The sequence below is a fragment of the Pantoea sp. X-Soil-MYKO-1289 genome (assembly GCF_059730625.1).
This window is the reverse complement of the sequence record NZ_AP036005.1, coordinates 55,213-81,610: the sequence shown is the minus strand read 5'-3', so window position 1 is coordinate 81,610 and position 26,398 is coordinate 55,213. Positions and strand designations below refer to the sequence as shown.

Genomic DNA, 26,398 nt, shown 5'->3' with positions numbered 1-26,398 from the left:
TGGCCATCCAGCATCAGCGAATTCACGCCAGCCGGAGAGGCTTTCGCGCCGATGATTAATACGCCTGACCCGGCTGACGTCAGGCGTATTCATGCTAAACGCCGGCGATTTTCTTCAGCTCATCGCGGGCGCCGGGCGCAACGGCCAACACTTTTGCGCCTTTCGTTAAGCGATCGCCTTCTGTGTTGAAAGGCAAATACCAGCCGCCGGCTTCGCGCACCAGGCAATACCCCGCCATGCAATCCCAGGCATGCATGTAAGGCTCCAGATAGCCCACTACCCGCCCGGCCGCCACCCATGCCAGCATTAACGCGCCCGATCCGATGCGGATGAAATTTCCGCCTGCCGCTAACAGGGCGGCCAGCAGTTCGCCTACCGCTTGCGGGGTAACGTAACTGTTTGCGCCAAAGCCGACCACGTGATTTTGCAGCGTTCTGGCAGGGTCAACCTGCAAGGCGCGGCCATTGAGCGTCGCGCCCTTTCCTGTCGCGGCAACATAGCATTCGTCAAAGCATGGCGCGAAAATCACGCCAATCACCGGCTCTCCCTGGTGCAACACCGCGACAGAAACACACCAGTTCGGCATTCCATTGAGAAAGGGGCTGGTGCCGTCAATGGGATCGACCACCCAGGTAAAGCCCGAGGTGCCGGACTGTAAGCCGAACTCCTCGCCCAGAAATCCATCTTCCGCAAATCTCTCACGGATACGGGCATCAATCATCTGTTCAACATCGCGGTCAGCCCTGGAAACGACATCCTGTAGATCTTTTTTGGTTTCAACCACTAAACTGTCGCGCTGGTGAAACCAGCTCAGCGCAAGACGCCCGGCGTCGCGCGCCGTTTCTTCTGCCAGCGCCAGACGCGTCATCAATGCATTATTATCAAGCTCGCTCATATTGTTTCCTTCATGGCCGGTTCAGGGGACGATCAGCGCCAGTCCCTGCGGTTTAAAATCGACGTTGACGTTCGCAGCAAGCGGCAGTCGCTGCTCCATCTGGTTATCCACGATAAACAGCGCCCCAAGAGGGGTTTCCACTTCATACTCAATATGATCGCCCAGCCAGGTGGCATGAATGATTTCGCCCGGCAGCGCGCCTTCGCCAGTTGGGCACAGCGTTATAAACTGCGGTCGCACCGAAAGCTGTGCTTTTCCCGGCGTGGCGCCGCTGCCGCGCACGCGATAAAGTCGCCTGCCAAGGCGAACCATCGCCTCTTCACCCTCCAGCGACTCCACTTCGCAGGCCAGAATGTTGGCCTCGCCCATAAAATCGGCGATGAAAACCGAATTGGGCGATTGATAAAGCGTTTCGGGCGCGCCCTGCTGGGCGATTTCGCCCTCTTTCATCACGATGATTTTGTCGGAGACGGCCAGCGCTTCCTCTTGATCGTGCGTGACGTAAACCGCGGTAAAGCCCAGACGCTGCTGCAAATCGCGAATATCTGTGCGCACGCGGCGGCGCAGTCGCTCATCCAGATTAGAAAGCGGCTCGTCCAGCAGCAGCACCTGCGGCTCCAGTACCAGCGCGCGCGCCACCGCGATCCGCTGCTGCTGGCCGCCGGAAAGCTCCGACGGCAGTCGATCCCCCTGATTTTCCAGCCCAACCAGCTTGAGCCCTTCCCGCGCGCGATCCCGCGCTTCACGCTGGCTCATGGCGCCGGAAAGCAGGCCGTACATCACATTGTCCAGCGCCGACATATGAGGAAACAGCGCGTAGGACTGGAATACCATCGCCACGTCGCGCTCGTTGGCAGGCAGATGCGTCACCTCTTTGCCGCCAATCAAAATGCGCCCGGAGGTGGGATGCTCCAGACCTGCCAGCAGACGCAGTGTCGTGGTTTTGCCGCAGCCGGACGGGCCCAGCAGCGTCACCAGCGTGCCGGCCTCCACCGTTAGCGAAAGGTCCGGCACGGCGGTAAACCCGGCAAAGCGTTTAGCGACATGTTCAAAGACGACGGTTCCTGCTTTTGCTGTGCTCATACCGCATTCTCCTGAGTTAATGACGTTGGGGCGCCAGGCGTAGCGACGATGGCGCTGCTTTTGGCTGCCCGACGCAGGCGTCGTTCGCCGACCAGCAGCTGAAAGAGCGCAATGATGGCGAGCATCACGACGATCAGCACAGAGGAATAGGCTATCGCCACGCCATACTCACCATTTTCGACCAGGCCGACGATGTAGGATGTCGCCATGTTGTACTGCGCGCTGACCAGAAAAATCACGGCGCTGATAGAGGTAATGGCGCGGACAAAGGCGTACACCAGCGCAGCGCTGATGGCCGGTTTCAGCAGCGGCAGCACGACTTTGCGCAGCGTGCGGAAGCTGGTTGCGCCCAGCGTCAGAGAGGCTTCATCCAGACTTTTATCGAGCTGGCTCATGGCGGCTATTCCGCCGCGCACGCCGACGGGCATATTACGGAAAACGAAGCAGACGATAAGAATTAACGCGGTGCCGGTGATCTCCAGCGGCGGCAGGTTGAAGGCCATCACGTAGCTGACGCCGATAACCGTGCCGGGAATGGCAAAACTCAACATCAGGGCAAATTCAAACGCCTGACGTCCGGCGAATTTCTGCCGCACGATAAGCCATGCGGTCAGTAACCCGACGATAGCCGTCAGGGGGGCCGCAATCAGCGCAATTTCAATCGTGGTCCAGAATGAGTTCCACGCGACGCCGCTCCAGACCAGATGCCCCTCCTGCAGCGTGACGCGAAAGGCGTGAATGTAGTGCTCCAGCGTCAGGCTGTTATCCAGTCCCCATGACTGTACAAATCCGCCAACCATAATCATGCCGTAGACCACCAGCGTGAACGCGCCCCAGGGGATCACCAGTCCGTAAATGCCCAGGCGCATCGGCCTGGGTAAGGCGCTATGGGTGCCGCCATCGCCTTTGCCGGTCACGGTGGCGAAACTTTTGCCGGAGAGCCACAGACGCTGAATGATAAAGGCGCACAGGGTAAAACAGAGCAGGATCATCGCCAGCACCGCGGCCCTGCTGGGATCGTTTTGCGCGCCAACTACCGAGAAAAAGATCTCCGTCGAAAGCACGCCGTGGCTGCCGCCCAGCACCATCGGATTACCGAAATCGGCCATACTTTCGATAAAGCCGATCAGGAAAGCATTTGCCAGCCCCGGCGCCATCAACGGCAGCGACACGCGAGTAAAGGTGCGCCAGCGGTTGGCGCGCAGGGTTTGCGAGGCCTCTTCCAGCGACGGGCTAATTCCTTCCACGACGCCAATCAAAACCAGAAACGCCACGGGCGTAAATGACAGCACCTGGGCGATCCAGATACCGGTCATGCCGTATAGCCAGCGGCCGGGCTCAATGCCGAACAGCGTCGCCAGATAGCTGGTCACCACGCCGGAGCGGCCAAACAGCAGGATCAGCGCCAGGCCGATGACAAAGGGCGGCGTGATGATCGGGAGGATAGTAAGAAGACGCAGCGCTTTTTTGAATGGCAGCGCGGTGCGCGTTGCCGCCAGCGCAAAGGCCAGCCCCAGCAGGGTGGAGCCGGTAGCGGTCATCAGCGCCAGCATCAGCGTGCGCCAGGCGGTTCCGCAGGTGCCGCCTGCAAAGCAAGACAGGCTCCATATCGACGGGTCGCCCATATTCGCCAGCAGGCCATCTGGCCTGAAGCTGCCGTCTACATCCTGCACCGACACCACGAACAGGCTCAGCACCGGATAGAGCACGAAGGCGCTGACCAGCGCCACCAACAGCACGATAGCGGCGACCACAAAGGCATCGCCTCTCATCACGCCGCGTTCCGCCAGGGCAAACGCGAACAGCAGCAGAAAGGTGGTCAGCATCAGCAGCGCGCCTGCGCCAAAAGCGGGCTGGCCTTGCTCCAGCGTTCCCATCACGCTTTCCAGCCACGCCCAGCTCCAGCCGCTGTAGCCAATGGCATGGCCCTCTGCGATCATAAACAGCACGCCGATGGCGCTAACGCCTGACAGCAAGGCGCTTCGCCATGCGCGGTTTTGAATTAATCCGCACAGCGCAGCAAGGCCAAATAATCCCGCGATAACGGCGAGCCATGGACGGTGCCAGACGACCGTTTGCCACAGCGCCGGGGCGGCGGCTTCGTCGTGCCAGAGCCCGCCGAGCCATGAGAAATCAAAAAAGCCCGCCTCCAGGCTGTACCACGGAAGCAGCGTTAACGACACGGCCCCCAGAGCCAGCGCGCCGGTTAAGCGCCGGTTATGTGCATTCATGAATCACCTCGACCTGAGCGTTCAGGCTGAAGCGGACATCAGGCTTACGCCACCGCCGTTGAATTGGTTATCCGGGCATTCCGCCCACAGAGCAGTGTTATTGAGCGCTGGCGCCGATTTCTTTATCCCAGCGGCTGAGCAGCGCCTTGCGCTTCGCGGAATCCCCGTAGGTTTTGAAGTCGTAATCGATCAGTTTGATGTTTTCGAATCGCGGCGCGTACTGAGAGATTTCCGCCTGAGTGTTGGAAGGAAGCTGAAAGGATTTCGCCTCTTTCATGTGCGACTGCGCTTCGGCGCTGAGCGCCCAGTCATACCAGATTTTGGCACTGGCCAGGTTGCGCGCGCCCTTCACGATGGACATCGATCCAATCTCGTAGCCGGTGCCCTCGCAAGGCGCAACGGTTTTAATGGGAAACCCGTCGACCTCCATCGCTACCGCATCGTGCATAAAAACGATGCCGACGGTTGTTTCTCCGCGCGCCGCGGCTTTAACCGGCGCGGAACCCGATTTGGTATATTGCGAGATATTCGCATTGAGTTTTTTCAGATAATCAAAGGCTTTGTCTTCACCCATGATCTGCACCAGCGTAGCCAGCGTGTTATAGGCGGTGCCGGAAGAGTTAGGGTTGGCGATCTGAATTTCCCCCTTGAAACCCGGATCGAGCAAATCTGACCAGCAGGCCGGCGCCTTTAGGTTTTTTGCGGCAAGAAGTTTCGTGTTGTAGCCCCAGCCCAGCGCGCCCGCATAAATCCCCACCGTGCGGAAATCAGAGATTTCAGCCTGTTTTTGCGCCCAGTCATGCTGCTGGCTCAGCAAGGGAGACTTATAGGGCTGCGTCAGCTTCTCTTCCGCCGCCTGCATATGCGGATCGCCCGTCCCTGCCCACCAGATGTCGGTGCGCGGATTACGCGCCTCGCTGCGAATGCGCGCATAGGCTTCACCGGCAGAGAGCCGCACCATGCTGACCTTGATGTCCGTATGCGACTGGCTAAACAGGCGCGTCATCTGTTCGCATACCACCACATCTGCGGAGCAAATCATATTAAGATTACCGGCGGCGCGGGCGGTTAACGGCAGGGTCGAGCAACACAGGGTTATGGCTGGGATCAACAAGGTATAACGCATGGTGTTCTCCTGGGGTCAGAGGCGATGCTGCACTGGCATCGGTTTCTTTGCACATGTGTGCAAATTAGTAGAGAACAAAAAATAGCCTGTCAATCGCCTTGCGATGCATTTGATTAGCCATGTCACAAAATTGCAACATTCAGCCAGACTTTTCTTTTGCACATATGTGCAATCTGATACAGACTCTTTCTGGGCCTGTGGCCATGACGAGGAGAAACATGAATCAGGGGAAAACGGTTGTCAGCGCTGAGGATGTGGCCCGCCGCGCCGGGGTCTCACGTTCCGCAGTGTCCCGCACCTTCACGCCCGGCGCCAGCGTATCGGAAGCGATGCGCGCCCGCGTAATGAAGGCGGCAGAAGAGCTGGGTTACCACGTTAATCATCTGGCGCGCAGCCTGGTGCGTAACCGCAGCGGCATTGTCTGTTTGATCGTCTCTGAAGTCGCCACGCCTTACCGCGCCAGCCTGGTAAGCTGGATGACGCAATGTCTGCAGGCGGCGGGCAAAGTGGCGATGATAATTAATACCGACCGCTCAGACAGCAGCGTCTCAGCCGCGCTACAGCAGGCCATTAACTTCCGCGCCGACGCCTCGATCATTCTTTCCGGCATGCCTGACAGCGGGATTACTCACCTGTGCTACCAGCATGGTCAGCATCTGATGCTGATTAACCGTGATGAAACCCTGCCCGGCTCGCTCAGCATCAACCTTGATTCCACCCAGGCGGCGGAGACGGCTCTGATGGCGTTTTTGCGCGCCGGCTGTCGCCATCTCGCTTTTGCTAATTCGCTGGCGGGCACGCCCAGCCTGATGAAACGTGAAGGTGACTTTCTTGCAGCAGCGGCGCGTGCAGGTGTGGCGGTCTCCGTCGAACGCTACGGCAGCACCTCTTATGAAAGCGGGCGGATTCTGGCGCATCGCCTCCTCACCCGTCCGCAGCGGCCTGATGCCGTATTCTGCGTAACCGATTTGGTGGCGTGCGGCTTTATGGACGAAGCGCGTCACAGCTTCGCGTTGCGTATCCCTGAAGATCTCTGCGTGGTGGGCTATGACAATATCCCGCAAAGCGGCTGGTCATCCTATAACCTCACCACCTTCGCCCAGCCGGTCGAACAATTCGCCTATGACGCGGTGCAGTGGCTTATCGCCCAGGAAGAACGTCAGGAAGAGCTGCGCCCACGAGCGGAACAGCAAAACGACCGTTTAATTTATGAGGCGAGCGTGGTGTGGCGCGGATCGGTGCGGCGTGGCTGAAGCGCCATGATCTCTGGCCAATAAAATTAGCATCAATGATGCGAAAAAGGCCGCCCTCTGGGCGACCTCTTCCGGCACTTCCTTTTGCGACCATTCCTTATTTGTAAAGCTCAGCGGTCATATGGACGCGATTATTGGTGTTAGCCTCAGTGATTTTATACTGAGCGCCCTGCTGCTGAGCCTCTGCGGCGATTTTGGCTTCAGCACCGTCAAGCGTGCCGGAGGTGACAGAGATGCTCTGCGCGAAGCTGGCTGCTGACATCAGTGAAAGGGCGGTGACGGCGGCGATAGAGATTGCTTTGATGGTTTTCATGGTCTTAATCCTTGGTTTGTATGGTTGAAAGCACGTTTGCTTTCGATGAGATAATGATACCCAAGGTTACTATTCGAATGTTATCAATAAGTGCTGGTATTGTTACCATGCTAACTATCACACCAATAGGCGGCTTGAATGCAACAGGCGGCTTCGCGGGTGCCAGAGCAAACTGCGCTGACAGCTTCTCTGGTTGCCTGAGCATCTGGACGCTGGGGCACGCCGGCTACTGCTCCAGATTATCAGCGCTGTACGCCACGGTTTTCATTGCCCGCAGCGCCTCAAGCCGCATATTTAGCGCCGTTTCAATATGGTTATAGGCCGTGCTGCCAAGCGGTAAGCGCAGAGGCGGATTGTCAGCATCAGCGGCAGCAATCATCGCCGTCACGCATTTTTGCGCATTTCCTTTAATCTCAAACTCGCCGTTCATTAGCGCTGCCCGCATTTTTCCTGCCGCTGTATCGCAGTAAACGGGTAAGGCATCCGCTATATCCAGCCCCGCACCAAATCGCGTTGCCGTCGGCCCTGGCTCCACTAACAAAAAGTCGATGCCAAACGCGGCCACTTCCTGGCGAACGGCTTCGACAAAACCCTCTATTCCCCATTTGGTGGCGTGATACAAGCTGAAGTCAGGATAAGCAATCTGGCCGCCTTCCGAGGAGACCTGCACAATCCGACCACCGCCCTGTTGCCGCAAAAACGGAATCACTGCGCGGATCAGTTGAATCGATCCGGTGAGATTGGTCGCAATCTGGCGTTCAATTTGCCTGTCACTCAGCTCCTCCGCTGCGCCAAACAGCCCATAAGCCGCGTTGCTTACCACTACATCAATCGTGCCCGCCTGAGCGAATGCAGCTTCAATAGCGGGCTTTATCGTTGCTGTCTCGCTGATATCCAGCACCATGATCTGTAGATTATCGCCGTATTGCGCACGCATATCCTCTAAGGCCGCTTCGCGTCGCACGCTTGCGACCACCCGATCGCCACGGGCCAGCAGACTTTCGCACATCAGGCGGCCAAGGCCGCTGGATGCGCCGGTAATGAGCCAGGTTTTCATCAGTATTCTCTCTGTTTAGTGAACCGACCTTCATCATAAAACGAAAGATTGATGCCATAATCTCCCCAAACCGGCATGTGATGGTGGGAAATTTTAAACAATGAAGCGTCCGTCCTGGAATGAACTGCTGGCGGTAAAAACGGTTGCTGACCAGCGCAGTTTTCGCCGCGCGGCGGATCTGCTCGGCCTTAAGCGTTCAACGCTCAGCCACACCATAAAAGGGCTGGAGACGGCGCTTGGCGTGCGGCTTTTCCACCGAACAACGCGAAGCGTGGCGCTGACCGAAACCGGTGAAATGTTGATTGCGCGCATGACGCCGCTGCTTACTCAAATGGACGAGTTGCTGAATGACGTCACCGCCAGCGATCGCCAGCCCTACGGAACACTGCGCATCAGCGCCAGCGATGCAGCGATCGGCCTTCTGCTGGAAACGATATTGCCGACCTTCATGCAAAAATATTCAGGGATTGAAATTGATTTAGTGGCCCAGGGCGAGCTGGTTGATATAGTCGAGCAAGGTTTTGATGCCGGTATACGGCTGTTTGAAGACGTGCCTAAGGATATGGTGGCGATTGCGCTGAGCGGGCCGTTACGCTTTGTTACGGTGGCATCGCCTGATTATTTAGCGACACGTCCCCCCATTGAGCACCCGCAAGATCTCATGCAGCACACCTGCTTACGGCATCGTTTACCAGGCGGGAAGCGGTACCATTGGGAATATGAGCAAAACCAGCAGCGGTTTGCGCTAGATGTTCCCGGCAGTTTGACGCTCAACAGCGGTGCGTTAATGACAGAGGCCGCCATCGCCGGATTAGGCGTGGCTTATGTGCCGGAGCGCTACGTTCAGCACGGGCGGGTTACCGGACGTCTGGTTACCTTGCTGGATGACTGGACCATCGCCTCGCAAGGGATCGCGCTCTACTTTTCGCAGCAGCGTCATATGCCCCTCGCGTTACGCCTGTTTGTCGACACAATCAAAGCAACCACGCGCGCCTGATACTCATCAGCTACAGCGATAGCTGACCGATGCCAGGGGCGTCCAGTAATATCGCCCCTGGCGAGTGAGCATTTTGCCTTAATTAAAGAATTTAATATCCGTCGGCGTGGATATTTTCGCCGCGTCACCCGCTGCTTTTATTTCGCCGCTATTCTCATCGAAATGGAACAGAGAAATAGTATTAGTGAACACGTTAGTCACGTAGAGATATTTACCGCTGCCGTCGAAGGCAAAGGCACGCGGTTCAATACCGTTAGCGTTATAGCTCGCGGGTTTACCTAACATGCCATCCGCTTCAATGTTGAACACCAGCAATTTATTATCTGAGCCGCGATTGGACGCAATCACATATTTACCGTTCGGACTTAAAATAATGCCGCCGCCGCTGCGGTATTCTGCGCTGCTGTTCTCCGTATTCAGCTTGATATGGCCAACCGGCTCCAGACGATCCTGATTCACCCTGAACACGATAATTTCACCGGCCATTTCAGTAATGACATAGGCATGCTTGCCATCTGGCGCAAACACCATATGGCGCGGGCCCGAACCTGCAGTAAAACTCACGTCGCGCGCGCTGTCCGCCTCCAGCGGCTCTGCTTTATCAGCGTGATAGCGGTAGGCGTGCAGCTTGTCGCCGCCAAGGTCGGCGGCGTAGAGATACCTGCCATCATGGGTAAACGTGGTGGAGTGCGCATGGCCGCCATCCTGGCGCCCTTTAACGGCACCGGAACCCTGCTCAAACGGGAAATGTTGCACCTGCTCGCCCAGTTTGCCGTCGTGATGGATCGGGAAGACCGATATGCCCGCGCCACCCTTCGCCACGGAGTAGTTAGAGACAAACAGGAACTTACCGTCCGGGCTGATAGTCGCATGGGTAGGCTGCTGGCCGTGACTCTCTACGCTATTGAGCACCCGCACCTGCCCGCTCTTATCCACGCTCAGCGCGGTGACCGCGCCGTCATTCTCTTCATTGGTGGTATAGGCAAAACGCCCATCGCGGGATTTCACAATCCACGACGGACTTTTCATCTTGATCACATCGAGTGGCGTCAGCGTACCGTCGCTGTTCACCTTCAGGCGATATAACCCTTCACTGGGATGGTCAGGTTTTTGCGCTGAGGGCGCATCGGGAATCGATGTCCAGGTTCCTGCTAATGCTGTTTGATGATTTACCGCGGCATTTGCCATTGTGCTTCCCGCCAGTGAAAAAACAGCCAGAGATAATGCCATGGTTATGTTTGTGGCTAAACGGCTGTGCACCGCTTTTTTATTTCTTTTCATTTTAGTTACCCACCGTAATCGGAATGTTTAACGACTATAGTGGGATTCGTTTGAATAGCGTCCGCCCATGAGGTGACCGGGTTCACAATACAGAAGATTAAATGCAGCAAGCAGATGCTGGGTCGTTTGAGCTTCTCAGCAGCCTTTGAGATTGGCAGGCTCAGGCCTTAGATAGTGATGCTGAATCGCGCCATTACGCAGCGAAAGCGGGACTGGAACTAAACTGAACAGTATGCGCCCTACTTTTGTAATGCGTATCCTGTCCCTCTCGTTGTAAATATACGAAAGGAGGCGTTCATACCTGGCCAGTTCCACTACTGTTGATATATGACCCGCATTTATCTGTCCGATCATTCTTTCTATCTGAATGCCGCCAGCCTGACTAAGAGGAGTAAAGGATGCGTATGAAAAATTCACGACCCAAACAAGTATATCTGTCTTATAACGCCTTTATGGCTTCAGGCATGCTGATGCTGTCATTGCTCTTTTACAGCTCTGCGCTGATGGCAGGTACCACGATATTCAACTCTTTGCCCCCTGATACAGCCAGCCTGCAACAGTATCAGTGGCATAGCCGCCCTGTTGTTATCTTTGCCCCATCGGAAAAAGATGCTGACTATGTCAGGCAAATCGCCATGCTAGAGCAAAGCAAAACGGATTTAGCGGATCGCGATATCATCGTGCTGAGCGATACCTCACCGGCTGCCAGTGGCCAGCTGCGTTCGCAATTTAAACCTGACGGTTTTGAAGTGGTTCTGGTCGGTAAAGATGGCGGGGTGAAGATTCGTCAAAAAACACCGATCTCTTCAGAAGATTTGCTCTCTACCATCGACAGAATGCCAATGCGCAAGGCTAATTTGCGTTAATACCTCATACCCGCGACAAGGGTATAAAACGGGGTATATCAGACATCCGTTAATTGTTATTTGCTAAACGCCTTTTAGCAAAAGTGGCGATGCTGAATGACACCGTAACGTGCCCGAGGGCAATTTACTCCATTATAAAATAGTCAGCCTTCATGTCTGGCTTGTTTTGTTCAGACGCAGATTGCGTTGCAGAGGTGAAAGTTGACCGAGCAGCGACGCGATAATAAAAGCCCCTGAAGAGAACGTCAGGGGCTTTATCATCATCCGTGAGAGTTAAAGCGCCATATCATGCTGAACTTCAGCGGCGGCTTTTGGTTTCTGAGGCTGAGCCTGAGGAGATGCCTGCGCGTCCTTCATCTGGATCACTGGCGGTTTTACCAGCTGCAGCGTTGCCGCCGTTTCATCCCAAACCTGCTGGGTCAGCGCAACGTTGCCGTTCAGTTTCTGTCCATAGCTAGGTACGATGCTACGGATCTTGCTCTGCCACTCCGCCGACTTGAATTGCTCAGGGAACAGCTCCTTCATGACATTGATGGAGATAGGTGCGGCGGTCGATGCGCCCGGAGAAGCGCCCAGCAGCGCAGCCAGGGTTTTCTGTTTATCGGTAACGATTTCAGTTCCCAGCTTAAGCACGCCGCCTTTTTCAGCATCCTTCTTGATGATCTGTACGCGCTGACCTGCCTGAATCAGTTTCCAGTCCTCTTTACGCGCTGACGGATAATACTCTTTCAGCGCCTCGAATCGATCTTCGTCACTTAACATCACCTGGCCAATCAGGTATTTCACCAGGTCAAAGTTATCCAGCCCTACGTCAGTCATCGGACCCACGTTTTTGGTCGTAGTGGTACTTAACAGATCGAAGAAAGAGCCGTTTTTAAGGAACTTGGTTGAGAAAGTCGCAAAAGGCCCAAACAGTACGACACGTTTACCATCCAGGAAACGCGCATCCAGATGCGGCACCGACATCGGTGGCGCACCCACTGAAGCCTGTCCATAAACTTTTTGTGCGTGTTGACGGGCAATGTCCTGGTTCTCTGTCACCAGGAACGATCCGCCGACAGGGAAACCTGCATAATTCTCAGCTTCCGGGATCCCCGTTTCTTGCAACAGTTTTAAGGCCCCGCCGCCTGCGCCAATAAAGACATATTTTGCGTCTACAGCGTGCTCTTTGCCGCTTTTCACGTCAGTGATAGTGACGTGCCAGGAGTTATCGCTGTTACGTTTAAAGCCTGTAACTTCAGATGAGGTTTCCAGCTTAAAGTTATTATCTTTTTTCAGGCTGCCAACCAGCTGGCGTGTAATTTCGCCATAGTTCACATCGGTGCCAACCGGCGTCCAGGTCGCAGCCACTTTCTGGTGTGGATCGCGTCCGGCGATAATCAGAGGAGCCCATTGCTTGATCTGGTTCTGATCGGTAGAGAACTTCATCCCCTGAAACAAGGTAGTCTGCTGCAGAGCGGCGTAACGTTTAGTCAGGTAATCAACGTTCTTGTCACCCCATACAAAACTCATATGTGGCGTAGAGTTGATGAAAGAGTGCGGATCGTTTAATACGCCACGCTTGACCTGTGATGACCAGAACTGGCGAGAAATCATGAAGGCTTCGTTGATTTCCAGCGCTTTAGACACATCAATCGAACCGTCTGGACGTTCTGGCGTATAGTTCAGCTCCATGTTGGCGGAGTGACCCGTACCAGCATTGTTCCAGCCATTGGATGACTCGAGCGCAACACCATCCAGCTTTTCAACCATAAGCTGTTTCCAGTCAGGCTGAAGCTCTTGCAGTAACGTGCCCATTGAGGCACTCATGATACCGCCGCCAATCAGAAGTACGTCTGTTTTTTCGTTGGTCTCTTCAGCATGAGCAGTCGCGCTGACTAACATCGCGATGAGAGATAACGCAGGGAAAATTTTATTTTGTTGCAGCATTATAGTTAGTACTATCGAAAATAAATGAATGAAGCAATATTTTAACTTACCTGTATCTATTTTTAAACACTCCATATAAACCATTGCTTCAAAAAGTTGACAATATTTAATTTTTAAATTAAATAAAATGTATTTTAACTAAAGAAAGCTGACTGCTGTGTTTTTTATTATCAATTATTGAAGTCCGCTGCAGAAACTAAAAAAATCAGCCAGCGCGGAAATTACAGAGAAGATAACAGGCTGTTTCCATGCGACGTTTGTTGTTTAACAGGACAAATATTGGCATCTAACATAAATTTTTATTATTTATTGCTGGAGACCTTTTCACCTGGCTCATGTCGGTGGCAGTTGGCCTTTATTGCGTGCAAAATTAATTATGGAAGAAAGAGCATGTTCTTGTTCGCAGGAATGTACCACTATATATTTTTTTACTTAAAGAAATCATGCAGGCTTTCCTGCGTACAGGAATATTCTACTCAGACTTAGACGTTGGCAAGTTTATCACTACCAGCACGAATATTGTTACAGCTAAGCTCACTGGACTTACTGCCAGTGTAGACGCAGCGCTGTACGGCGTGAACATTGGGCGATGTTGAAGCCTTTTGTAGCCGATAAAGAAGCTGCTGGCCGTGTCATGGATATGAAAAAAGGAAGCGATTATTCGGGCTGTCCAGCACTTTCTGATTTCACCAGTCCTGTAGGTATATCTCGCCCTCGGAAGATCTGAAATTCTGCCCGGCTGATGCCAAACACCCTCAGCGGAACGAAAGCGCCTGATGAAAAGCGTGCCGGCACCAGCCAGTGAAGGAGATGATCTAGCCGTTCGTCATCAGGTTGTTAATGCAAGCATCAGCCCTGTGCCAGAAGCGGACACTGACAGACAGGGCTTTTGATTTTGACAAGATGCTGCTATCGCATTGCTGCTTCCTGTATTCAATGGCTTGATCTCTGACGATGGTCACAGGCAGGAAATGAACAGTATCGGGTCAGTCGGCATATTTCCGGCAAAGTGCATATAGCGCGTGTGTATATTCACCGTTAATGTTGATGGTTTTTTGCAAATAATTCAGAGAACCATTCGATAAAAACCCGGACTCTGGGAGGAAGGTAACGCCGGTCAGGGTAAAGTATGGACACGGGTTTAGTTACTGTAGCATAGCCGGATAATACTTCCGTCAGTCGGCCTGTCTTGATGTAGGGTTCTAATGCTGTACGTAATGCATGAAGCATACCCAGGCCAGACAGACCGCAGGAGAGCAGCACATCTGAATTATTCACTCGCATACTACTTCCTGGACGTCGTGAGATAACTTCGCCATTCATAACAAATTTCCATTCCTGTACCTCGCGGCTGTGTTCGCTAAAAAAAGAAACGGCTTTGTGATGAGCAAGATCATCCGGCGTCAGAGGAGTCCCATATTTTTCCAGATAGGAGGGGGCCGCACAGGTGACCATCTGAAGATCACCCATACGACGTGAAATAAAACTTGAATCGGCAAGTTCACCGAGACGAATGACACAGTCGACGCCCTCTGTAACCAAATCGGTCAGGCGATCTGAAGCCGTCAACACCATTTCAATCTGAGGGTAGAGCGCCTGAAACTCGCTTAAATGCGGAATCAGGATAGTGTGCATCAGGGCCAGCGGGGCATCAATACGAAGCTGCCCACGAGGCAGTTGATTTAGAGAATAGGAAGCCATCATGTCGTTAACGTCGGACAAGAGATTTTTTGCCCGCTGGTAAATTTCATCTCCCTCAGCGGTCACGCTCAGGCTACGCGTTGTGCGGTGCAGTAGTTTAACGCCCAGAGCGTCCTCCAGTTGCTGGACAGACTTACTGACGGCAGGACGATGCAACTGCAGGGCATCAGCCGCGCGGGTGAAGCTACGTAGCTCAACGACCTGAACAAAAATATCCATTAACTCAAGCATGTTTGAGCGCATAATTTTTTAACTCCGCAGGCATTTTCCAGCTGATTTGGGATAGGTCGGATTATATCCTGGCCTGATTGTTTCTCCTGTAATAACACTGAACTCCTTTTCTGTGGCTTTTTACCGCTCCCGGCCTTTTTTATCATTGACGCATCTGCACATACATATGGGAAGCGACAAAAATGAAAGCATGGTTATTAAAAGATTTTGGGCTTGAAAACTTACAGCTTACAGAGGTCGATACGCCTACACCTGGGCCAGGAGAACTTTTGGTAAAAGTCGGTGCGGTCTCCCTGAATTTCAGGGACAAAGCAATTGTGGAAGGCTTTTATGAGCCTCATTTGGTTCCAAAGCCCCTGATCCCTGTCTCTGATGCGGCAGGAACCGTGGTTGCCACAGGTGAAGGCGTAACCCGGTTCAGCACAGGCGATCGCGTTAACTCGCATCTGTACTCGCGCTGGATCGACGGAGAGCCGGCGGCAGATGAACCTGCATGGTGTCTTGGCATGCCACTGCCGGGCGGCCTGGCTGAATACATGATCATTCATGAAAATACTGCGGTAAGAGCACCAGCGCATATGTCTGACGTACAGGCGTCCACATTGCCTATAGCCGCGCTGACAGCCTGGTACTCATTGATGGATGTTGGTAATTTACAGCCGGGACAGACTGTTCTGGTGCAGGGGACCGGCGGCGTTTCTGTATTTGCTGCACAAATTGCGCATGCTCATGGTGCGCGCGTTATTGCCACATCCAGCAAAGATGAAAACCTTGAGCGCATTAAAGCTCTCGGTGCCGATGAAGGGGTCAATTATACGACTTTCCCGGACTGGGAGAAAAAAGTGCTAGAACTCACCGATGGAAAAGGCGTGGATATCACTATCGAAGTGGCTGGCGGGAACGGAATTAATAAGTCAGTGGCCGCAACAAAAGTGGCCGGAACCATTGCCCAGGTGGGTTTTCTTACTGGACAGACATCTCAACTGGATCTGATGCCGGTCATTTTCCGCCAGACGACTATCCGTGGCATTGCCGTAGCGCCCCGTACATCTTTTGACCGCATGAATCCTTTCCTGGATAAGTACAAGATTGACCCTGAAATCGAGCAGGTATATCCCTTCGAAGAAGCCATAGAGGCATTTAATCATCTTTCCCGCGGTGCGTTCGGTAAAATCGTCATTAAAATAGGCGATTGATTCGTATAAAATTTTAAAGCCCGTCATTTATGTGGCGGGCAATATCATGGCCAACGTCTGCTCGCGCAAAGCGGACCTCACGCCAGTGTCAATCCGCTTTGCGCCAGAAGCGGACTTACCTACCCTAAATAATCTTCCGGTTACAATCCTGCCGCACAACAGTCGCAGACTATCCGCAGCGCTTTTCTTCCTCTGGCCTTGTGAATTTTCATTCTTTTTGTATCGCAGTGTATCGCCCTGCTGAACAGATACACCCCGTTGCGCAAGCCGCCATTTCGAACATATCCCCTGTACATTGCCGTGGTCTTCTTAACGCATCAAATTACTGCGTGGAGATACCCGATGTTAACCCGACTGCTGATTTCATCTTTGTTAATGGGCGCGTCAGCGACCTGCGCCTGGGCCGACAGGCTCGCCGACCTCAGCGCCGGCGATGTACTGGGCCCGGTTGCCGTCGCGCCGCTGGAAAACCCTCAGCCTCCGGCGAAATTGATTGTTGATGCGCCGCTGGCCGGCCCGCTGCGCAAAGGCGCGGTTTTTATTCAGTACCGGGCCGAAAACCTACGCATCGAGCCGGTCTTTGGCCCCGAGGCGCTGAAAATCACCCCGCGCATTGGGCATATTCACGTAATCGTTGATGACCATCCGTGGCACTGGGCAGACACCAGCGGTGAACCCGTCATTCTGGTCGGGCTGCCCGCCGGCAAGCACAAGGTGACCCTGATTCTTGCCGATCCCACCCATAAGCCGCTCGACAGCAAAACCGTTAATTTCACCGTCCCCGCGCATGCCGGGCACCACTGACAGATTAAGGAACACCGCTATGAACGCTTTCTTTCGTAAGTCCCTGCTGGCCGCGCTGGCGCTGAGCGCTGGAACCTCAGCCTTCGCGGCCCCGACAGAAACTGACTATGCCGCCGCATTCAGCCATATTCATCAGGTCAAAGCCGGCGTGCTGAACGTGGGTTATGTGGATATTGGCCCCCGCGACGGGCAGCCCGTTATTCTGCTGCACGGCTGGCCCTATGACATCCAGAGTTACGCCGTCGTGGCGCCGACGCTGGCGGCCAGGGGCTACCGCGTTATCGTGCCCTGGCTTCGCGGCTACGGCAGCACGCGCTTTTTGTCAGACAGCACGCCGCGCAACGGTCAGCCTTCGGCAATGGCGGCTGATGTGGTGGCGCTGATGGATGCGCTTAATATCAAACAGGCTGTCTTCGGCGGATTTGACTGGGGCGCACGTACGGCGGATATCGTCGCCGCGCTCTGGCCAGAGCGTGTGAAATCGCTTGTGTCCGTCAGCGGTTATCTGATTGGCAGCCAGGCGCTGGGCAAAAAACCGCTGCCGCCGAAGGCGGAACTGCAGTGGTGGTATCAGTTCTATTTTGCCACCGAGCGTGGTCGGCAGGGCTATGCGCAAAACACGCATGATTTTGCCCGCCTGATCTGGCAGCAGGCTTCACCAGGCTGGAAGTTTAGCGAGGCGACCTTTAATCAGTCCGCTAAGGCGCTGGATAATCCGGATCAGGTGGCCATCACCATCAGCAATTATCGCTGGCGTATGGGTCTGGAAAAAGGCGAGCAAAAATATGATGCTTATGAGAAAAAGTTAGCGGCCCTGCCGGTTATTACCGTGCCTGCGATCACTATCGAGGGCGATAACAACGGCGCGCCTCATCCGGCACCAGAAGCATACCGGGCAAAATTCAGCGGAAAATATGAACACCGGACTTTCACCGGGAATATCGGACACAATCCGCCTGCTGAAGATCCGGACGAGTTTGTTAAAGCCATCACAGATGCCGCGGCTCTGTAACGGCGCCTTTATTCGTTGCGCCGGTTCTCACGATCGCTATTGGAGTATATCGCACAGAAGGAGGATGTTTTGGAACATACCGATCACATTCTGGTGGTTGACGATGACCGCGATATACGCGAGCTGGTCACGGGTTACCTGGAAAAGTCCGGCTATCGCGCAACCGGTGCCGCTAACGGGCGTGAGATGCGTGCGGTGCTGGCGTCGCAGCATATCGATTTAGTGGTGCTGGATATTATGATGCCAGGGGACGACGGCCTGACGCTGTGCCGTCAGTTGCGCAGCGACACGCAGCGTAATCTGCCGGTGCTGATGCTGACCGCACGCAGCGAGGATACCGATCGGATTCTTGGTCTGGAGATGGGCGCGGATGACTATCTGATTAAGCCTTTTGTTGCGCGCGAGCTGCTGGCGCGCATTAAAGCGATTCTGCGGCGCACCCGGGCGCTGCCGCCCAATCTACAGATTACAGAAGCTGGACGTCTAATTGCGTTTGGCGAATGGCAGCTTGATACCTCTGCGCGCCATCTGATTGACAGCAGTGGCGTCATCGTGGCGCTGAGCGGCGCCGAGTACCGTCTGCTGCGCGTATTCCTCGACCATCCTCAGCGCGTGCTCAACCGCGATCAGCTACTAAACCTGACTCAGGGGCGCGATGCCGAGCTGTTCGAGCGCTCTGTCGATTTGCTTGTCAGCCGACTGCGTCAGCGGCTGCGAGAAGATGCGCGCGAGCCGGCCTACATCAAAACGGTGCGCAGTGAAGGTTATGTGCTGGCCGCGTCAGTGGTGATCAAAGAGGCGCGTGAATGAAACTCTGGCCGCGCTCGCTGCTGTCGCGCCTGCTGATTATTGTGCTGGGCGGACTGCTGCTGGCAAATGCGTCCACGCTGGTCAGCCTGATGATTGAACGTATGAGCAGCGCCAAAAGCGTCATGCTGGGTAACCTTGAATATGATGTTGCGACCAGCGTGGCCATTCTTGATCGCCTGCCCGCGGCGGAGCGTCCTCTGTGGCTGACGAAGCTGGCGCGCGGCAACTACCGCTATCTGCTGGCGCCCGGCGAGCCGGGTCCCTTCCCCAGCAGCTGGCGAGCACGCGACGCGGTGCGCTCCTTACAGGAGACGCTGGGCGGACGTTACCAGATGAGCATTCATGCCATTCCCGGTGCGCGCGAGCATATTCAGGTGCATCTGACGCTGCATGATGGCGCGCCGCTGACGCTCGACCTCTGGCCACGCATGCCTGCCATCGCACGCTGGCTACCGCTGGTGCTGACGGGCCAGCAGCTGCTGCTGCTTTTCTGCGCCTGGCTGGCGGTACGTCAGGTTGTGCGCCCTTTTCTGCGCTTCACGCAGGCGGTCGAGGCCCTGAAGCCGGAGGGCAGCACACAGTTGATGGCAGAGAGCGGCCCGACAGAAGTGCAGCAGGCGGCGCGCGCGTTTAACGCCATGCAGACGCGTATTCAGGAGCACCTGAAAGCGCGCGCGCAGATTCTGGCCGCCATTTCTCACGACCTGCAAACCCCTATCACGCGCATGAAACTGCGCGTGGAGATGGCGGAACAGCCGGAACTGCGCGACAAGCTGCTGAGCGATCTCGACAATATGAGCCAGCTGGTGCGGGAAGGTATCGCTTATGCGCGCGCTTCTGACCAGCGCGAGGAGAAGCGGCAGAACGTCAGCCTGAATGCGTTTCTCGACAGCATTGCCTGCGACTATCAGGATGTCGGCAAAGCGGTGTCGTTTGTGCCCTGCAGCGGACAGGATACCTTCGCCGTCCGGCCGCAGGCGCTGCACCGTATTATGACCAACCTGATCGACAATGCCCTGAAGTTCGGCAGCCAGGCGGAGATTCAGCTTTGCGCGCCCCATCAGGAGAGCGTCACGATCCACGTTCTGGATAACGGCCCTGGCATACCCGAAGAAGAGCTGAAGGCGGTACTGGAGCCGTTTTACCGCGTGGAAAATTCACGCAATCGTCACACCGGAGGAACCGGACTGGGGCTGGCTATCGCCACCCAGTTAGTCGGCCAGATGGCCGGCGCGCTGTGCCTGAGCAACCGCCCAGAGGGCGGACTCGATGCCTGCGTCACGCTGCGGCAAACCGATTTGTAGCCTTTTGTATCCCTCGGGCAGTTATACATACCATCCGACAAAACCGGCAATCGCGGAAACAGGCTGAACACATGCGGTGGGTTTAATGAAGTGGCTGCCAGCAGGCAGACATTCATCCACCGTTACGAGGTTACCTATGAAAGCCATTGCCAGATTTTTCTCCGCGGGCCAGCTGGCCCACTCTGTCGCTCAGTTCGCCCACGCCGGCGACATCCATTCTGTCGTGCTGGCACACGGCGCCGGCGCCCAGGCGCGCACGATCAATCCCGATCTGGAGCGCGCCATGGCGCGCATTATCACGGCGGCCGTGCAGGCTAAGTAAGGAGCTGACTATGTCACTGTTTATTGCTTTTCTGGCCGGCATGCTAACGCTGCTCAGTCCCTGCACCCTGCCGGTCATTCCCTTTGTGTTCGCCAGCGTGCGCGGGCGTAAAGGGCAGCTGCTGGCGCTGCTGGGCGGTATGGTCATCATGTTCACCTCTGTGGCGTTGCTGGCGGCGGTGGCGAGCCAGTGGGTTATTCGCCTTACCGCCGCAGGTCGCTGGATTGCGCTGCTGTTTCTGACCCTGACGGCGCTAACGCTGCTCTCTTCGCGCATAGCGCAGTTTATTACCCGGCCATTTGTCGCGATGGGTAATCAGCTGAACAGCGCCAGCAACCGTAACCGCGGCCTGCTTGCGGCGCTACTGGCAGGGATAGCGACCGGCTTGCTCTGGTCGCCGTGCGCAGGTCCGGTACTGGGTGCCATTCTCAGCCTGGCCGTCGTGGCAAACAATCCGGTCTCGATCGGCCTGCTGCTTGCGGCCTACGGCAGCGGCGCGGCCGTCATGCTGGGGCTGATCTGGTTCGCCGGACGCAGCCTGGTCACGCGGCTTCGCCCCGGACTGGCCTTCACGACGCGCCTGCGCCAGGGAGCGGGCGTTCTGATGCTGGCCTCGGTCGCGCTGATCGGCAGCGGCTCCGTGAGCCTGCTGCAAAGCGCGCCAGCCTTTGCGCAGGATCTTGAGCAGCAGATGAGTCAATGGATGGCAAAACCGCAATCGGCTGTTCGCCTTGAACCCGTGGCGATGCCGCAAACCAGCAGCGCGCTACCCTCTCTGGCTGGCGGGACGGCGTGGCTGAACGGCACGCCGCTCACGCCGGAAAAGCTGAAAGGTAAAGTGGTGCTGGTGGATTTCTGGACCTATGGCTGCATTAACTGCCAGCACACCTTGCCTCACGTTCGCGACTGGGCGACCAGATATCAGGCACAGGGGCTGGTGGTGGTCGGCGTACATACGCCCGAATATCCGTGGGAGCGAGACGAGAAAGCCGTGAGCCGCGCGATCAAACAGTGGCAGCTGCCCTACCCCATCGTGGCAGATAATAATTATGCTATCTGGAACCGCTTTGGTAACCAGTACTGGCCTGCGCACTATCTTTTCGATGCGCACGGACAGCTGCGCTATACCGCCTTTGGCGAAGGACACTACGCAGAGCAGGAGCGGGTTATTGAGCAACTGCTGAAAGAGGCGCAGGGGTAGCGGACATAAGCCGTTACCCTGTATAGCTTTCGCCCTGTCGCGCAAATTTCGCAGGTGGATATTACCCGCGGGATCGGCCTCTGGAATTTAGCCTTGAAAATCCACAGGCGCTGATAGCCTGCCCCAGACGTCTGAGGGCAGGCTCTGTTTTTCTATTTGCGCGTGGGGACAGGTCGGCGAGAAGATGAGCAGAATGCCTGCCTGATGTCCCAGACGCTTTCCTTAGGTCCTACAGCCAAAGCAAACAGCACTCCTCCTGTGATTGAAAACAGACCCAACACGCCCCATGCCAGCGTCATGTCCGTCCCGCCACCCAAATGCTTCAGGTATCCGGCGACAAGCGGGCCGCCAAACTGGCCAATAAAATTACTGCATGCGCCGACGAAGGCCACCGCAGGGACCGCTTTCTTCGTGGGCAGAATTTCCGTCAGCCGAACATAGACCAGCGGCACAAGCATCTTCATTGTCAGGCCGACAAACATAAACAGGGCTATCTGCACCCAGTAGTAAGAGAGCGGAACAAAGGCCGCGGCGGACAAAGCGATACCGCACAATACGGTGGGAATAGCAGCATGCAGCCGTCGCTCCTGGTTGTGCTTATCTGAACGCCGGGTGATATACCAGATGCCTGCCATGGTCATCAGGAAGGGCATTCCGCTGATCAGACCCACCATAAATTCACTGAGCGTTCCATAACCCTTAAGCGCAGTCGGCAGCCAGAGCGTAAAGCCGTAGGCCAGCATGCTGTGCAGGGAATAACCGATTAGCATCAGCCAGAGTGCCGGTATTTTAAGAATGGTCCACCATGAGTCAGATTTCTCATTTACATAGTCCGACTGCTCAGCCGCCAGGTCTTTCTGGATATGATCCCGATCTTCGGCGCTAAGCCAGCTAGCAGCCTGAATACTTTTGGGTACCAGATAAAACCAGATAATGCAGAACAGCCACGCCGGCGCACCTTCGATTACCATCATCATGCGCCAGTTATGATGCGCCAGGATCCAGCCCGATATGGGACCAGCCAGAAACGCTCCGGCACCCAGGCTGAGATTCCAGATACCAAAAGCGCGCCCTCGTTCAGGCTTCATAAACCACTGAGCAAGGAACATCGCCGTGGCGGCCTGAATCGGCCCTTCAGCGACGCCCAGGAAGAAACGGATCGCAACAAGTTCACTGAAGTTGCGCGTCAGGCCAGTAAGCATGGCGCAGGCACCAAAAAGAAACAGGCTGATGCCGATTATTCTCCGCGATCCAAAGCGGAGCGCCAGCCAGCCAGCGGTAAACTGCGTAGCGACATAGCCCCATGCGAAACGCACCACCAAGCCAGCCAGCTTCTACCGGGCTGAGCCCCATCTCGGCCGTGATATGGGGCAGCGCCATGCCGATATTCACCCGGTCGAAGAAAGAAATGGTATACATAATAAACACGGCGGGTAATATTATTGTCCAGCGTTTTTTCCCGATAAGCGCATTACCTTTAAGTGCATTATCACTCATGATAACTTCCTCATTTGATGCAGATGTAGGGGAGGAAATACAGATGCCTGGTTCTTTTTTAATATCAGTCAGGTAAATTAATATTTATTATTTTGAGGCTGCGGCAACGAAATTAGTCAGGCGACCGACTGACTCTATTTCAACTTCAATAACATCGCCGTCATTAAGAAATACCTGCGGATTACGTGAACGACCAACACCGCCTGGTGAGCCCGTCAAAATAACATCGCCCGGAGAAAGCTGTGTAAAGGTGCTTATGTAGCTAATGATTTTTTTTATTGAATGAACCATATTGACGGTGCTGTCCTGCTGAACAACTTCACCATTAAGCCAGGTTTTTAGCTGAAGCTTTTGTGGATCGGGAACCTCATCACACGTAACCAGCCAGGGGCCGAACCCGCCTGTTTTGCTCCAGTTTTTGCCGGCAGTGAACCAGGTATGCTGCCAGTCACGCACGGAGCCATCCATATAGCAGGAATAGCCCGCTATGAATTCTGCAGCGTCCTGCTCAGCGATGTTTATGCCAGATTTTCCGATTATGATTACAAGCTCTCCCTCATAATCGAGCTGATCGCTCAGCGCAGGCTTCACGATGTTGCCCAGATGAGCGGTCTGAGAATCTGAGAACCGGATGAATAGGGTAGGCGCATCCGAAGTAATACTAAACTCAGTGCGTTTGGCCTGATAATTCATGCCGACGCAAAGTATTTTCCCCGGATTCTCAATAACAGGAAGGAAGGTAATATCAGAAAGATGATAATCCGGCTCATCGCTGATATATCCGTCAGCAGCTGCGATCCCTTTTTCTCTGATAAAACTTTTCAAATCGGGAGTATCAATATCTGTCCGGCTTCTCAGATCAATAACGCCCTCTCCCTGCAGAATACCGTAACTTCTATATCCTTCAGGCGTCAGATAACTTAAGAGCTTCATATATTTTTCCGCAAGGCCCCTCCGCACAAAGAAAGGGCCTGATTAAATTAAATAAGACGAGATGTCAGCAGAGACTTATTCAGCCAGCGCGCGCATTTCTTTGATGAGGTCTGATTTACCCTCAAAACCGATACCCGGCAGCTCCGGCATGATGATATGGCCATCCTCTACCCTTACCGAATCAGGGAAACCGCCGTAAGGCTGAAACAGATCGGGATAACTTTCATTGCCACCCAGGCCAAGACCTGCGGCAATGTTGAGAGACATCTGATGGCCGCCGTGAGGGATGCAGCGTGACGGTGACCATCCAAACTGATCAAGTACATCAAGCGTGCGCAGATATTCCACCAGACCATAAGAGAGTGCGCAGTCAAACTGCAGATAGTCACGATCCGGACGCATGCCGCCATAACGCAGCAGGTTCCGCGCATCCTGATGAGAGAAGAGGTTTTCACCCGTTGCCATTGAACCCGGATAAAACTCTGACAGTGCGGCCTGCAGGGAGTAATCCAGTGGGTCACCAACCTCTTCATACCAGAACAGCGGGTAGTCACGCAGCATTTTCGCATAGGCAATACCGGTTTCCAGATCGAAGCGGCCATTGGCGTCAACGGCGAGACGCGCTTCGCTGCCAATTTCTTCGAGCACGGCTTCAATACGACGGCGGTCTTCTTCCAGAGATGCGCCACCAATTTTCATTTTCACCACGTTATAGCCGCGGTTTCAGGTAGCCGCGCATTTCCTGACGCAGCGCGCTCAGATCTTTGCCGGGATAATAATAACCGCCAGCCGCATAGACGAAGACGCGCGGATTGGCCTCAACACCTTTCATTTCTGCCAGCAGGCGGAACAGAGGTTTATTCGCAATTTTTGCGGTTGCATCCCAGATGGCCATATCCAGCGTGCCTACCGCAACTGAACGTTCACCGTGACCGCCCGGCTTTTCATTGCTCATCATGACGTCCCAGATCTTATGCGGATCCAGGTTATCACCTTTGGCATTCAGCAGGCTTCCCGGCTCGGCTTCCAGAATGCGGTTGCGAAAGCGTTCACGGATCAGGCCGCCCTGACCGTAACGGCCGTTTGAGTTGAAGCCGTATCCCACTATGCGGAGTCCATCTACCTCAACGTCTGTCACAACGGCAACCAGGCTGGTCGTCATTTTGCTGAAATCGATGTAAGCGTTACGAATAGGGGAAGCAATGGGTTTAGTAATTTCTACAACATCAAGGATGCGCATGTTCTCTCCGGCAGTTCTCAGTCAGATACCATCACACTTAATGACCTACGCAATGTTTATGTCATGCCATATATTTATTGACATAATGCAATGACGTAGTGTTCGGGGACTTTATCGCCCTGTCAGAAACCATCCTAAGCAGTTGAGGAGTGTTGTTCTAATGCCAAAGAGGCAGGCTGTAATGCAAAATCGGCATCATCTTGAATTAACATGGCTTGAGGACTGCGTTGCTCTGGCACAGTCCCTGAATTTCTCTCGTGCGGCAGCTTCACGATATGTGACGCAGCCAGCATTCAGCCGAAGAATTGTTTCGCTGGAAGAGTGGCTTGGCACGCCGATTTTTGAACGAAATCGGCGCGGCGTTAGCCTGACGCGCGCCGGAGAGCTATTCGTCACGCAGATCCCTGAAATCATTCGCGCACTCTATACGCTGAGAAGTGAATCTATCGAAGCCGCAGGGGAAACCAGACCGGACGTGATTTTTTCTGCCACGCACTCTTTGTCATTTTCTTTTTTTCCGGCACTGATGCGCAATAATGAAAAAATCGCCCGCTTCGGCTCTTTTCGTCTGTTATCTGACACACTAAGTGCCTGCGAACGCATGATCGACAAAGGTGACGCGCAGTTTTTGCTGTGTTACTACCACCCTCACATGCACATCAATCTCGACCAGTCGAAATACCTCAGCGTTCGACTCGGGCGGGAAACCCTACTGCCTTATTCGAAATGCGATCCGATCACCCGCGAGCCTGTCTGGCCTGCATCAGGCGGCAAAAAGTTTCCCTTTCTTTCCTATTCCGCTGAGTCTGGCCTCGGCCGGATTCTCTCCAATACCTCGCAGGTAAACCGTGCCAGACGCGGAATGGATATTGCTTTTACTGCCGATCTGGCTGCCACATTGCTGGCTATGGTCAGAGCCGGAGACGGCATCGCATGGCTGCCGGAAACGCTGGCAGCGCCGGATGTTGATGCCGGCTCGATTGCCGTTGCGGCGAAGAAAGAGAGTGCGCTCTGGGTACCCATAGACATCAGGCTTTTCCGCCCGGCAGCAAGGATGTCCCGCTCTGTAGAAGAGTTATGGGAAATTTTCGTAGACGACCAAATCATTTAATGTGG

23 protein-coding genes and 1 pseudogene are annotated in these 26,398 nt (G+C 54.7%); 11 read left to right on the top strand and 13 right to left on the bottom strand.

The window, feature by feature from the left end; all coding sequences use genetic code 11:
* Positions 1–94: 94 nt before the first annotated feature.
* The 4 genes from AC6I7Z_RS19775 to AC6I7Z_RS19760 form a co-directional block, all read right to left on the bottom strand.
* On the bottom strand, positions 95–895 hold the full coding sequence (locus tag AC6I7Z_RS19775) for an inositol monophosphatase family protein (protein WP_497815535.1): 801 nt from the start codon (positions 893–895) through the stop codon (positions 95–97).
* Positions 896–916: 21 nt separating this feature from the next.
* The gene (locus AC6I7Z_RS19770; protein ID WP_497815534.1) at positions 917–1,978 is read right to left on the bottom strand and encodes an ABC transporter ATP-binding protein; all 1,062 of its coding nucleotides are present in this window, start codon (positions 1,976–1,978) and stop codon (positions 917–919) included.
* Positions 1,975–4,209 carry an ABC transporter permease gene (locus AC6I7Z_RS19765; RefSeq protein WP_497815533.1) on the bottom strand — a complete coding sequence of 745 codons (2,235 nt, stop codon included), beginning with the start codon at positions 4,207–4,209 and terminating at the stop codon, positions 1,975–1,977. Before AC6I7Z_RS19765 ends, AC6I7Z_RS19770 begins: the two co-directional genes overlap by 4 nt.
* Before the next feature lie 97 nt (positions 4,210–4,306).
* Positions 4,307–5,335: an ABC transporter substrate-binding protein gene (locus tag AC6I7Z_RS19760; RefSeq protein ID WP_497815532.1), complete on the bottom strand. Its 1,029-nt coding sequence runs from the start codon at positions 5,333–5,335 to the stop codon at positions 4,307–4,309.
* A 218-nt stretch (positions 5,336–5,553) separates the two neighbouring features.
* On the opposite strand from AC6I7Z_RS19760, the gene AC6I7Z_RS19755 reads away from it, so the two are divergent.
* Positions 5,554–6,588, top strand: a complete 1,035-nt coding sequence (locus AC6I7Z_RS19755; RefSeq protein ID WP_497815531.1) for a LacI family DNA-binding transcriptional regulator — start codon at positions 5,554–5,556, stop codon at positions 6,586–6,588.
* A gap of 97 nt (positions 6,589–6,685) precedes the next feature.
* On the opposite strand, the gene AC6I7Z_RS19750 is transcribed toward AC6I7Z_RS19755, so the two are convergent.
* Together AC6I7Z_RS19750 and AC6I7Z_RS19745 are read right to left on the bottom strand one after the other, a co-directional pair.
* Positions 6,686–6,901, bottom strand: coding sequence for a YdgH/BhsA/McbA-like domain containing protein (locus tag AC6I7Z_RS19750; RefSeq protein ID WP_497815530.1), 216 nt, complete (start codon positions 6,899–6,901; stop codon positions 6,686–6,688).
* Between the two features lie 226 nt (positions 6,902–7,127).
* On the bottom strand, positions 7,128–7,958 hold the full coding sequence (locus tag AC6I7Z_RS19745) for an SDR family oxidoreductase (RefSeq protein WP_497815529.1): 831 nt from the start codon (positions 7,956–7,958) through the stop codon (positions 7,128–7,130).
* 100 nt (positions 7,959–8,058) lie between these two features.
* Here AC6I7Z_RS19745 and AC6I7Z_RS19740 point away from each other — a divergent pair, with 100 nt between their 5' ends.
* Positions 8,059–8,955 carry a LysR family transcriptional regulator gene (locus AC6I7Z_RS19740; RefSeq protein ID WP_497815528.1) on the top strand — a complete coding sequence of 299 codons (897 nt, stop codon included), beginning with the start codon at positions 8,059–8,061 and terminating at the stop codon, positions 8,953–8,955.
* A gap of 78 nt (positions 8,956–9,033) precedes the next feature.
* Here AC6I7Z_RS19740 and AC6I7Z_RS19735 read toward each other — a convergent pair whose 3' ends face one another.
* Complete coding sequence (locus AC6I7Z_RS19735) at positions 9,034–10,236, bottom strand: lactonase family protein (RefSeq protein WP_497815527.1); 1,203 nt, start codon at positions 10,234–10,236, stop codon at positions 9,034–9,036.
* 398 nt (positions 10,237–10,634) lie between these two features.
* Between AC6I7Z_RS19735 and AC6I7Z_RS19730 the strand changes: the two genes are divergently transcribed.
* Positions 10,635–11,102, top strand: coding sequence for a DUF4174 domain-containing protein (locus AC6I7Z_RS19730; RefSeq protein WP_497815526.1), 468 nt, complete (start codon positions 10,635–10,637; stop codon positions 11,100–11,102).
* A 273-nt stretch (positions 11,103–11,375) separates the two neighbouring features.
* On the opposite strand, the gene mqo is transcribed toward AC6I7Z_RS19730, so the two are convergent.
* A complete protein-coding gene (mqo, locus tag AC6I7Z_RS19725) occupies positions 11,376–13,031 on the bottom strand; it encodes a malate dehydrogenase (quinone) (RefSeq protein ID WP_497815903.1) in 1,656 nt (551 codons plus the stop codon).
* Positions 13,032–14,069: 1,038 nt separating this feature from the next.
* Entirely contained in the window at positions 14,070–14,975 is a 906-nt protein-coding gene (locus AC6I7Z_RS19720) for a LysR family transcriptional regulator (protein WP_497815525.1), read from the bottom strand.
* A 170-nt stretch (positions 14,976–15,145) separates the two neighbouring features.
* Here AC6I7Z_RS19720 and AC6I7Z_RS19715 point away from each other — a divergent pair, with 170 nt between their 5' ends.
* The 7 genes from AC6I7Z_RS19715 to AC6I7Z_RS19685 all read left to right on the top strand — a co-directional run bounded on the left by AC6I7Z_RS19715 (position 15,146) and on the right by AC6I7Z_RS19685 (position 21,612).
* Positions 15,146–16,159 carry a zinc-dependent alcohol dehydrogenase family protein gene (locus AC6I7Z_RS19715; RefSeq protein ID WP_497815524.1) on the top strand — a complete coding sequence of 338 codons (1,014 nt, stop codon included), beginning with the start codon at positions 15,146–15,148 and terminating at the stop codon, positions 16,157–16,159.
* A 342-nt stretch (positions 16,160–16,501) separates the two neighbouring features.
* Positions 16,502–16,963 carry a DUF6130 family protein gene (locus tag AC6I7Z_RS19710; protein WP_497815523.1) on the top strand — a complete coding sequence of 154 codons (462 nt, stop codon included), beginning with the start codon at positions 16,502–16,504 and terminating at the stop codon, positions 16,961–16,963.
* A 19-nt stretch (positions 16,964–16,982) separates the two neighbouring features.
* Entirely contained in the window at positions 16,983–17,975 is a 993-nt protein-coding gene (locus AC6I7Z_RS19705) for an alpha/beta fold hydrolase (protein ID WP_497815522.1), read from the top strand.
* Positions 17,976–18,044: 69 nt separating this feature from the next.
* Positions 18,045–18,785, top strand: a complete 741-nt coding sequence (locus tag AC6I7Z_RS19700) for a response regulator (protein ID WP_497815521.1) — start codon at positions 18,045–18,047, stop codon at positions 18,783–18,785.
* Entirely contained in the window at positions 18,782–20,089 is a 1,308-nt protein-coding gene (locus AC6I7Z_RS19695; protein ID WP_497815520.1) for an ATP-binding protein, read from the top strand. Before AC6I7Z_RS19700 ends, AC6I7Z_RS19695 begins: the two co-directional genes overlap by 4 nt.
* Before the next feature lie 136 nt (positions 20,090–20,225).
* Positions 20,226–20,411 (top strand): hypothetical protein, encoded by a 186-nt coding sequence (locus tag AC6I7Z_RS19690; RefSeq protein ID WP_497815519.1) that lies wholly within the window; start codon positions 20,226–20,228, stop codon positions 20,409–20,411.
* Between the two features lie 10 nt (positions 20,412–20,421).
* Complete coding sequence (locus AC6I7Z_RS19685) at positions 20,422–21,612, top strand: cytochrome c biogenesis protein/redoxin (protein ID WP_497815518.1); 1,191 nt, start codon at positions 20,422–20,424, stop codon at positions 21,610–21,612.
* Between the two features lie 152 nt (positions 21,613–21,764).
* Here the strand turns inward: AC6I7Z_RS19685 and AC6I7Z_RS19680 are convergent, their stop codons facing one another.
* From AC6I7Z_RS19680 to AC6I7Z_RS19665, 4 genes and pseudogenes are all read right to left on the bottom strand, one after another.
* Positions 21,765–22,880, bottom strand: coding sequence for an MFS transporter (locus tag AC6I7Z_RS19680; RefSeq protein ID WP_497815902.1), 1,116 nt, complete (start codon positions 22,878–22,880; stop codon positions 21,765–21,767).
* Positions 22,783–23,109 carry a hypothetical protein gene (locus tag AC6I7Z_RS19675; RefSeq protein WP_497815517.1) on the bottom strand — a complete coding sequence of 109 codons (327 nt, stop codon included), beginning with the start codon at positions 23,107–23,109 and terminating at the stop codon, positions 22,783–22,785. Before AC6I7Z_RS19675 ends, AC6I7Z_RS19680 begins: the two co-directional genes overlap by 98 nt.
* 87 nt (positions 23,110–23,196) lie before the next feature.
* Entirely contained in the window at positions 23,197–24,042 is an 846-nt protein-coding gene (locus AC6I7Z_RS19670) for a fumarylacetoacetate hydrolase family protein (RefSeq protein WP_497815516.1), read from the bottom strand.
* A gap of 75 nt (positions 24,043–24,117) precedes the next feature.
* Positions 24,118–25,282, bottom strand: a pseudogene (locus AC6I7Z_RS19665) (mandelate racemase/muconate lactonizing enzyme family protein).
* A gap of 181 nt (positions 25,283–25,463) precedes the next feature.
* On the opposite strand from AC6I7Z_RS19665, the gene AC6I7Z_RS19660 reads away from it, so the two are divergent.
* On the top strand, positions 25,464–26,393 hold the full coding sequence (locus AC6I7Z_RS19660) for a LysR family transcriptional regulator (RefSeq protein ID WP_497815515.1): 930 nt from the start codon (positions 25,464–25,466) through the stop codon (positions 26,391–26,393).
* The last annotated feature ends 5 nt before the right edge of the window (positions 26,394–26,398 follow it).

Excerpts from the sequence above, each read along its gene's own strand:
- AC6I7Z_RS19775 (WP_497815535.1), bottom strand. The coding sequence starts at position 895 with ATGAGCGAGCTTGATAATAATGCATTGATGACGCGTCTGGCGCTGGCA.
- AC6I7Z_RS19770 (WP_497815534.1), bottom strand. The coding sequence starts at position 1,978 with ATGAGCACAGCAAAAGCAGGAACCGTCGTCTTTGAACATGTCGCTAAA.
- AC6I7Z_RS19765 (WP_497815533.1), bottom strand. The coding sequence starts at position 4,209 with ATGAATGCACATAACCGGCGCTTAACCGGCGCGCTGGCTCTGGGGGCC.
- AC6I7Z_RS19760 (WP_497815532.1), bottom strand. The coding sequence starts at position 5,335 with ATGCGTTATACCTTGTTGATCCCAGCCATAACCCTGTGTTGCTCGACC.
- AC6I7Z_RS19755 (WP_497815531.1), top strand. The coding sequence starts at position 5,554 with ATGAATCAGGGGAAAACGGTTGTCAGCGCTGAGGATGTGGCCCGCCGC.
- AC6I7Z_RS19750 (WP_497815530.1), bottom strand. The coding sequence starts at position 6,901 with ATGAAAACCATCAAAGCAATCTCTATCGCCGCCGTCACCGCCCTTTCA.
- AC6I7Z_RS19745 (WP_497815529.1), bottom strand. The coding sequence starts at position 7,958 with ATGAAAACCTGGCTCATTACCGGCGCATCCAGCGGCCTTGGCCGCCTG.
- AC6I7Z_RS19740 (WP_497815528.1), top strand. The coding sequence starts at position 8,059 with ATGAAGCGTCCGTCCTGGAATGAACTGCTGGCGGTAAAAACGGTTGCT.
- AC6I7Z_RS19735 (WP_497815527.1), bottom strand. The coding sequence starts at position 10,236 with ATGAAAAGAAATAAAAAAGCGGTGCACAGCCGTTTAGCCACAAACATA.
- AC6I7Z_RS19730 (WP_497815526.1), top strand. The coding sequence starts at position 10,635 with ATGCGTATGAAAAATTCACGACCCAAACAAGTATATCTGTCTTATAAC.
- mqo (WP_497815903.1), bottom strand. The coding sequence starts at position 13,031 with ATGCTGCAACAAAATAAAATTTTCCCTGCGTTATCTCTCATCGCGATG.
- AC6I7Z_RS19720 (WP_497815525.1), bottom strand. The coding sequence starts at position 14,975 with ATGCGCTCAAACATGCTTGAGTTAATGGATATTTTTGTTCAGGTCGTT.
- AC6I7Z_RS19715 (WP_497815524.1), top strand. The coding sequence starts at position 15,146 with ATGAAAGCATGGTTATTAAAAGATTTTGGGCTTGAAAACTTACAGCTT.
- AC6I7Z_RS19710 (WP_497815523.1), top strand. The coding sequence starts at position 16,502 with ATGTTAACCCGACTGCTGATTTCATCTTTGTTAATGGGCGCGTCAGCG.
- AC6I7Z_RS19705 (WP_497815522.1), top strand. The coding sequence starts at position 16,983 with ATGAACGCTTTCTTTCGTAAGTCCCTGCTGGCCGCGCTGGCGCTGAGC.
- AC6I7Z_RS19695 (WP_497815520.1), top strand. The coding sequence starts at position 18,782 with ATGAAACTCTGGCCGCGCTCGCTGCTGTCGCGCCTGCTGATTATTGTG.
- AC6I7Z_RS19690 (WP_497815519.1), top strand. The coding sequence starts at position 20,226 with ATGAAAGCCATTGCCAGATTTTTCTCCGCGGGCCAGCTGGCCCACTCT.
- AC6I7Z_RS19685 (WP_497815518.1), top strand. The coding sequence starts at position 20,422 with ATGTCACTGTTTATTGCTTTTCTGGCCGGCATGCTAACGCTGCTCAGT.
- AC6I7Z_RS19675 (WP_497815517.1), bottom strand. The coding sequence starts at position 23,109 with ATGAGTGATAATGCACTTAAAGGTAATGCGCTTATCGGGAAAAAACGC.
- AC6I7Z_RS19670 (WP_497815516.1), bottom strand. The coding sequence starts at position 24,042 with ATGAAGCTCTTAAGTTATCTGACGCCTGAAGGATATAGAAGTTACGGT.
- AC6I7Z_RS19660 (WP_497815515.1), top strand. The coding sequence starts at position 25,464 with ATGCAAAATCGGCATCATCTTGAATTAACATGGCTTGAGGACTGCGTT.